At 33.9% G+C, this 6,959-nt stretch carries 9 protein-coding genes; all 9 read left to right on the plus strand.

From position 1 onward, the window contains the following. Positions 1 to 203 (plus strand): hypothetical protein (locus ciss_RS13575; RefSeq protein WP_235837276.1); only part of this gene is annotated, 203 nt, incomplete at its 5' end. Next, positions 172 to 894, plus strand: a complete 723-nt coding sequence (locus ciss_RS07980; RefSeq protein WP_075865748.1) for a C39 family peptidase — start codon at positions 172 to 174, stop codon at positions 892 to 894. The genes ciss_RS13575 and ciss_RS07980, both read left to right, overlap by 32 nt. A gap of 304 nt (positions 895 to 1,198) precedes the next feature. Further along, on the plus strand, positions 1,199 to 2,308 hold the full coding sequence (locus ciss_RS07985) for a hypothetical protein (protein WP_075865749.1): 1,110 nt from the start codon (positions 1,199 to 1,201) through the stop codon (positions 2,306 to 2,308). A 139-nt stretch (positions 2,309 to 2,447) separates the two neighbouring features. Then, complete coding sequence (locus ciss_RS07990) at positions 2,448 to 2,717, plus strand: hypothetical protein (protein ID WP_075865750.1); 270 nt, start codon at positions 2,448 to 2,450, stop codon at positions 2,715 to 2,717. A 50-nt stretch (positions 2,718 to 2,767) separates the two neighbouring features. Then, positions 2,768 to 3,385 carry a hypothetical protein gene (locus tag ciss_RS07995; RefSeq protein ID WP_075865751.1) on the plus strand — a complete coding sequence of 206 codons (618 nt, stop codon included), beginning with the start codon at positions 2,768 to 2,770 and terminating at the stop codon, positions 3,383 to 3,385. A gap of 569 nt (positions 3,386 to 3,954) precedes the next feature. Further along, positions 3,955 to 4,152 (plus strand): hypothetical protein, encoded by a 198-nt coding sequence (locus tag ciss_RS08000; protein ID WP_075865752.1) that lies wholly within the window; start codon positions 3,955 to 3,957, stop codon positions 4,150 to 4,152. Positions 4,153 to 4,272: 120 nt separating this feature from the next. Continuing rightward, complete coding sequence (locus ciss_RS08005; protein WP_075865753.1) at positions 4,273 to 4,617, plus strand: hypothetical protein; 345 nt, start codon at positions 4,273 to 4,275, stop codon at positions 4,615 to 4,617. 108 nt (positions 4,618 to 4,725) lie between these two features. Continuing rightward, the gene (locus tag ciss_RS08010) at positions 4,726 to 6,261 is read left to right on the plus strand and encodes a YifB family Mg chelatase-like AAA ATPase (protein WP_075865754.1); all 1,536 of its coding nucleotides are present in this window, start codon (positions 4,726 to 4,728) and stop codon (positions 6,259 to 6,261) included. Between the two features lie 47 nt (positions 6,262 to 6,308). Continuing rightward, positions 6,309 to 6,806 (plus strand): YajQ family cyclic di-GMP-binding protein, encoded by a 498-nt coding sequence (locus ciss_RS08015; protein WP_075865755.1) that lies wholly within the window; start codon positions 6,309 to 6,311, stop codon positions 6,804 to 6,806. Positions 6,807 to 6,959 lie beyond the last annotated feature (153 nt).

Genomic DNA, 6,959 nt, shown 5'->3' on the forward strand with positions numbered 1-6,959 from the left:
TATTGGTCTACAAACAAGAGGTTATTAGATTTTGGGACTGCTGGCAATGGTTTTTTTTTACTAATCCTAACTCTGCACTTTTACCTTGCCAAACTCTGCACTTTTATTTTGCCATAAACATTATATCCATGATCTTAAGCAATATAACGGTTGCATTTGCAAATCCTAAAAATGATTTTGAAAACAAAAAAAAATGTGCTTAGAAAAGAAATCACAGAGATGTATAAGAATGATGAGCAATTCAATATGATGGTATCTGAATATGGTCAAAAAGCTGGAAATGAATTAATTGAAAGGTTAGTAAATAGTAGAATTGAGTCTGAAGAATTAAGTTATAATAGAAGCATATCTGCATATGGGCAATACTACTCAATATATTATTGCTCAGTTCCTTTAAAGCAACAAATAAACAGTTATTATTGTGGGCCAGCAACCGCTCTTCAAACGCTTTATGGTTTAGGTCTCCAAGGGAGTGTTTCAGGAACTACTGATGCACAAAAGCAAACAACACTTGCCACGGCTATGGGAACGAATTCACAAGATGGAACATACGTATATAAATTAACACAGGTATTAAATTCTTATATTAGTACAAAGAAATATTCATATGTCTTGGGTTCTTCGTCAAGTTATACAACATTTGAAAATGACATTATTCATAGTCTTTTTAATGATCGGCCAGTAATATTACACGCAAGAACTGAATACCTGTCATATTATGGAGGCCATAAATCTGGGCATTATATAAGTCTTGATGCGTGGGATGCTAGGTATGATTCTGCAGAATTGAAAGATTGTAATTATGATAATAAGTACTTTGGCACACATTCTGTTCCAGGGAATGAAGTGAAAGCTGCAGTTTCAGATGTTAATCGTTATTACATTTTTTACTAATAGTTTGACCAATTGTATATTAAAAAGACAGGCAAAGACATAATTACTTTTCATTATTTTATATCAGCAAAGTAGGCTTTGTCTACTTTTCTGTTTCGCTAACGATGTATATACATGTTTTTATTTCCTTACATTTACATTTGATTCATAAATAATTTTACATGACAACCCCAAATATTTTGCAAAAATTATTGCAAAATATTTGGGGTCAAAAAAGTTTTTATTGCAGCTTTACTTTGAAAAATTTTTGGCAATTTCAGAGAAGATAATTTGTTAAATAACATAAAAAAGGAGAATTAAAGAAATGACGAAAAAACTTATAATTGTTTTTGCCAGTATAATAATATTGTTCTTTTTTTTCTTTATATTGCTATCTAATCAGAAAACAAAAAATGTAGATGGAAAATACGAATTTAATCTAAATGATCTCATTTTGGTAACTCCAAAATTATCTAAAGGTACAGTCCTTGATCATTTTAATAAGATAACGTTGAATGATCTTAACCTGCCTAACAATACATCGATGGGAGATTACTGTTTTGATGGTGACAATGTTTATGTATCAATAGATTTTTATGGAAATTTTGGTGAAGTAAAAAAAACACAAGTTATTAGCTATAGTTTAAAAAATCATCAAGGTAATGTTTTGTATGAAACTCAGGAAGGGTTAAATGGTCTTGCGGAACTCTCGGTTTCAGGAAACTATTTATTTTGGGAAGAAGAGAAAGGTAATTATACCAGAATAATAAAGTATGACCTGACCAAAAAACAGTTTGAAAAAATTTACGAAATAAATTTTGCTCCATTACTTATTGAAGCTAATAATAATTTGTTAACATGGTTTGAACCAGATAAGAGAAACACTTCTGAATTAATACTGAAGATTTATAACTTCAATGATAATACAACAGAAGAAAGGAACAACATTTATATACCACATACGTATTTGCGGGCAATTATTAATGAAAATTACTTAACCTATCTACAAAAAGATGCTGCCGGTAATATTTATCTCCATAGTGAGGGCTTAGGTAATAAAAAAGATATATTATCGATAAAAATACCGGAGGAATTCGAACCCTTTAGCGTAGAGGGGAATCAACAATTTGTGATATTTCGAGGGAAATATTTTAATCAGGAGCTATTCATGCTTAATAAAAAGAATGGGAAATTTTATAAAATTGATTTTTCGAAATATGTAAAAAATCTTTTTTCATATAAAATCCAAGGGGACAGAATTCTCCTTATTGATTCAATAAGTCATAATGCCTACATTTATAATATTAAGACAAATAGGTTGGCAAAGCTTTTACAAACGACCTCGATAGATTCAAAACCTTTTGTCTTAGATAAAGGACATAAGGGAAAATTCGGAATAAGATATGGAGATTCTATTTTATATATTGAAAAGTAGAATAAATTAAAGTTAACAGCACCGGCAGCAGTAAGAACCGGTGCGAATGCCGTAAAGGGTAAATATAAATGGGGTCAGTCTTAAAGAAAACGATGGTTTTTTTATAATTACCATTATTTTAAGTGGTTGTTGGCCGAATGTGGAGCGAAACACGAAAAACTTATTCCGTATTGATGATTTTCAGGTAAAGATAACTCAATATCCTTTACCTGAAGGGTTTTTTCGTCCTCTCTGGATAGGTGGAACTACGGTTTTTGCCCAGCAAGGGCAGGATTACCCGAAAAAGTTAATATCCCTTTACGAAAGTAAGGATTTAAAAAATTATAACGTGGTAGTAAAATTTCCAAATCAATTTGGTCAGTTTTTTAATAACCCAAGAAATAAGAAGGAGATTTATTTTATTTCTTAACACTGGAGAACAAGGTATTAATGGAAGAGAAATAGGGAGGTAAACTGTGTATGAAAAAGTTTAATGCGTCAATTTTGATATTCTTATTAGCAATTTTAGTATGTATTGTTAGTTTTACTATAGTTAGAGTAGAAGCCTTACAAAAGGAACCAATATTTAATCCCATTGCTGCATATAAAGTAGTAGGGACAAGTAAAACTGATTTAATCAATTATAAAAATCAAGTCAAAGTAAAAATTGATAAAATTAATGAAACTTTAAGTCCTAATGAGAACGTTTTAGTAACTATTACTTTTATTAAACCTTTAAATCAAAAAGAATTAGCGGAATTAGTTCAAAACTACAGTTTAAGTGTATTGCAGATCAAAGGAAGAGTAATTGAAAATAAAACTGGATTAAGGGCAACAATAAGTTTATCACCAGAAAATGGCAATTTATTTAACACATCAGACCTTGAGCAAATGATTAAAAGAAATGATGCGGTGTTTAAAGGTTTTATTGAAATTGTTGCCAATGTTAAAAGGGAAAAATTAGTTAGTTTATCAGAAGATAAGTTAGTATTTCTTGTAGATCCAAGTGCTGATAAACATTTAATTTCTAATCCAAAGAAAAAATTTATGCCTGGTGTATTTTGGAATCTTGAAGATAATGGCCTTGTAGCTGAATAACTAAATAAACCCCTTCAGTATCTTAGGCTGGAGGGGTAGTTTTTTTTAGTAGAACGATTAAAGGAGACGCTTAAAAGAAATGAAAAAATTTTTTTGGGATTTTTCTATTCGCCTTTATTTACATCTTTATTAACTATCTTGCTTTGATTGGTTATCAAGATTTAGTAAGGCCCATTGGTAACTTTATGCAAAAACCTTTTCAGTTTATATATGACGCGTTTAATTTACATGATGACTTATGCTGACTTTAAAAGAGCTTTTGATAGTACAAGGCTTATTAACTACAAAATTGGCAATTATAAAATCATATCTGCAAGTAGTGCATCGGTTGAAGTTTCATACACTTTTAGGTATAAAGGTAGTAAGAATATTCATAAAAATAAAAATCGATATTGGCATGTGGTAAAGGTCAATGGGGTTTGGAAAGTAGATTGACTTGCAAAACAATAACTTTTATATTACAGAAACTGCTACATTAGGTATATGGCATATAAAGTAAATGCTACCCCTTCTAATTATTTGTTAGTCATATACTTTTGGCCATTAAAATATTAAAGGAGAGTTAGGTGATGAATAGTTTTATTAAAAATATTTTAATTTTTTTAGTTTATTTCTTACCTGTTTCGTGTGCATTATTTGTTATTAATATGGTTATAATTTTAAAGAAAATTCATAATAACAATATGAATACAGGATTAAATACATTTTTAGCAACTGTAGGATTGCTATTTATTGCTATTGCTGTTGCTACAATAGCTCATTATTAAATTTTAAAAAATGCAAATTAATATGTTTTATACGAAAACAAAACTGTTGATTATGATTGGCAATATAAAAATGCATTAAAACAGCTATGTAAAATTTGAAAAAATTTGAGGTGATTTACAATGAAGTTCCTAAGTTTTTTAGCTTACGCCAGTATCATTGTGGGGATAATTGGTATAATTTTGGGAATTCGCATAAACTTTCGCTGGTACTGGCTATCAATTCTTGCTTTTTACAACGTCAGTTATTTAACAGGATTTTCATTATGGTGGCTTTTTTTAAGTATTGTATGGATTTTACTTTCATTAACAGTTGGTCATTCCTTGGGTTTAATTAACAGCTCAAGAAAAAGCGTCCTGGCATCCTTTTTGGGATTAGCTATGTGGTTTGTATCAATTCTAATGATTGACGATTACTGGCTATTCTTGCCTATAAGGAAAATATATAATTTTTTTGGATTTTACTAGTTCTTTAAATCAGCTGTTTCCTGCTTTTTCAAGCAGGCTTTTTTCTTTTTAGAGGAATTTTTTGAAATATGCCGAATAAGAAACAAAAATGGCCAAAGGAGAAGATAAATGCTTTCCAAAGTTCATACCGTTGCCTTAAACGGCATTAACGGAGAAATAGTAGAGGTGGAGGTCGATATAAACCGCGGGCTTCCGGGAATGGAGGTAGTGGGTCTTCCCGATACCGCGGTCAAGGAAGCCCGGGAGCGGGTAAAGTCGGCGATAAAAAATTCCGGGTTTGATTTTCCCATCGCCAGGATAACGATAAACCTTGCCCCGGCTGACTTAAAAAAAGAAGGCTCCCACTTTGATTTGCCAATAGCTCTCGGAATTTTAGCAGCGAGCGAACAGTTAAATGCTGACCTTTCTGAGTATATCTTTTTAGGGGAACTATCCTTGGAAGGTCAGGTCAGGGAGGTAGATGGAGTCCTTCCTTCGGTATTAGCGGTGCGGGGAAAGATTCCCAAAGCGGTGGTGCCGTATAACAACCGCACCGAAGGAGCACTGGTGTCCGGGGTTGAGGTTTACGGAGTAAAGAGCCTAAGAGAAATCGTAGCTTTTTTAGCGGGAGAAGAAGAGCTTTTACCGGAAAAGCTTCTTGATATTACCGAAATAGTCCGGGAAAAACCCGATGAGGAGCTGGATTTTGCCGATGTAGCAGGACAGGCGGTGGCGAAAAGAGCTCTGGAAATTGCTGCGGCAGGCAACCACAATTGTCTGATGATCGGTCCGCCGGGAACAGGGAAAACTATGCTTGCTAAACGCTTAGTTTCAATTTTACCGGATTTAACGTATGAAGAAATGCTTGAAGTGACCAAAATTTACAGTGTGGCAGGACTTTTAAAAAATAAGCCGTTTATTACAAAAAGACCTTTTCGCAGTCCTCACCATACCGCGTCCAAAATAAGCTTAACCGGCGGCGGCAAAAAACCTCGACCGGGGGAAATTACTTTAGCTCATCTGGGAGTACTATTTTTAGATGAACTGCCGGAGTTTGGGAAAGATGTCTTGGAAGCGATGCGCCAGCCTCTGGAAGAAGGGGAAGTGACCATAGCCCGGGTAGAATCGGTGGTTACTTACCCGGCAAGATTTATGTTAATTGCAGCGATGAATCCCTGTCCCTGCGGATTTTTCGGGGATGAGGAGCGTTTGTGCACCTGTACACCCCATCAGGTACATAAATATCAGGCCAAAATATCCGGTCCGCTTTTAGATAGAATTGATTTACAGGTTGAAGTAATGCGGGTTCGGTATCAGGAGATGGAAAATATTAAAAATAATGAAACTTCTGCCGAGATTCGAAAGAGGGTTTTGCGCGCCCGGGAAATTCAAGTGCAAAGATATCGTGAACTGAAGTTAAATATTTCTACCAACTCCGAACTTTCGCCAAGACAGATAAGACGGTATCTCAATCTAACGCCTCAAGCTCAGGAATTTATAAAAGAAGTTTTCGAGCAAAAGGTTCTTTCAAACCGGGCTTATGACCGCTTATTAAAAGTTGCCCGCACCATTGCCGATTTGGGGGAAAAGGAAGTGGTTGATGTTGATGAAATTGCTGAGGCTTTGCAATTTAGGCTTTTGGAGCAGAAATACTGGCAAGTTTAAACAAATATTAGTATAATTTGATAAAAAGAAGCTTAAGGAGGACAAAAATGGCCAGCGATTATAGTTTTGATATTGTTTCGGAAGTTAATCTGCCGGAAGTTAAAAATGCGGTAAATCAAGCCCTGAAAGAAATTTCCCAGCGTTATGATTTTAAGGGTAGTAATGTGGAAATTGAGTTAAATGAAAAAGAAAAAGAAATTAAAATCACTGCCGATGACGAGTATCGCCTGAAAAGTGCGGTTGATGTTCTTGAAGCAAAACTTGTCAAAAGACAAGTTTCTTTAAAATTTTTAGATTACGGCAAGGTTGAACCGGCTTTAGGTGGAACCGTTAAGCAGACTATTAAGTTAAAGTCGGGTATACCGAGGGAAAAAGCCAAAGAGATAATTGATACGATTAAACAAACAAAACTAAAAGTTCAAACGCAGATTTTAGACGATAAACTTCGGGTTTCCGGGAAAAAGAAAGATGACCTGCAGGCAGTAATTAAGCTTTTAAAAGAAAAAGATTTTGGGCTCGTTTTACAGTTTACGAACTACCGTTAATTCGGACCGCCAAAATGGGCGGTTTTTTTTATCTCCCGAGTTTGTCAGTTAATTGCGAAAAACGGCCTAAAAAAGCCCGCAAACCCTTGAAAATACTGCATCGATTTTTTAAACCTCTCGAAAATGTAGGGACAAATTATTTTTAGATATAGC

It is taken from the genome of Carboxydothermus islandicus, from assembly GCF_001950325.1.
Classification (GTDB): domain Bacteria; phylum Bacillota; class Z-2901; order Carboxydothermales; family Carboxydothermaceae; genus Carboxydothermus; species Carboxydothermus islandicus.

Bases quoted from the DNA above. Each gene is read 5' to 3' on its own strand.
- ciss_RS07980 (WP_075865748.1), top strand. From the start codon at position 172: ATGATTTTGAAAACAAAAAAAAATGTGCTTAGAAAAGAAATCACAGAG.
- ciss_RS07985 (WP_075865749.1), top strand. From the start codon at position 1,199: ATGACGAAAAAACTTATAATTGTTTTTGCCAGTATAATAATATTGTTC.
- ciss_RS07995 (WP_075865751.1), top strand. From the start codon at position 2,768: ATGAAAAAGTTTAATGCGTCAATTTTGATATTCTTATTAGCAATTTTA.
- ciss_RS08000 (WP_075865752.1), top strand. From the start codon at position 3,955: ATGAATAGTTTTATTAAAAATATTTTAATTTTTTTAGTTTATTTCTTA.
- ciss_RS08005 (WP_075865753.1), top strand. From the start codon at position 4,273: ATGAAGTTCCTAAGTTTTTTAGCTTACGCCAGTATCATTGTGGGGATA.
- ciss_RS08010 (WP_075865754.1), top strand. From the start codon at position 4,726: ATGCTTTCCAAAGTTCATACCGTTGCCTTAAACGGCATTAACGGAGAA.
- ciss_RS08015 (WP_075865755.1), top strand. From the start codon at position 6,309: ATGGCCAGCGATTATAGTTTTGATATTGTTTCGGAAGTTAATCTGCCG.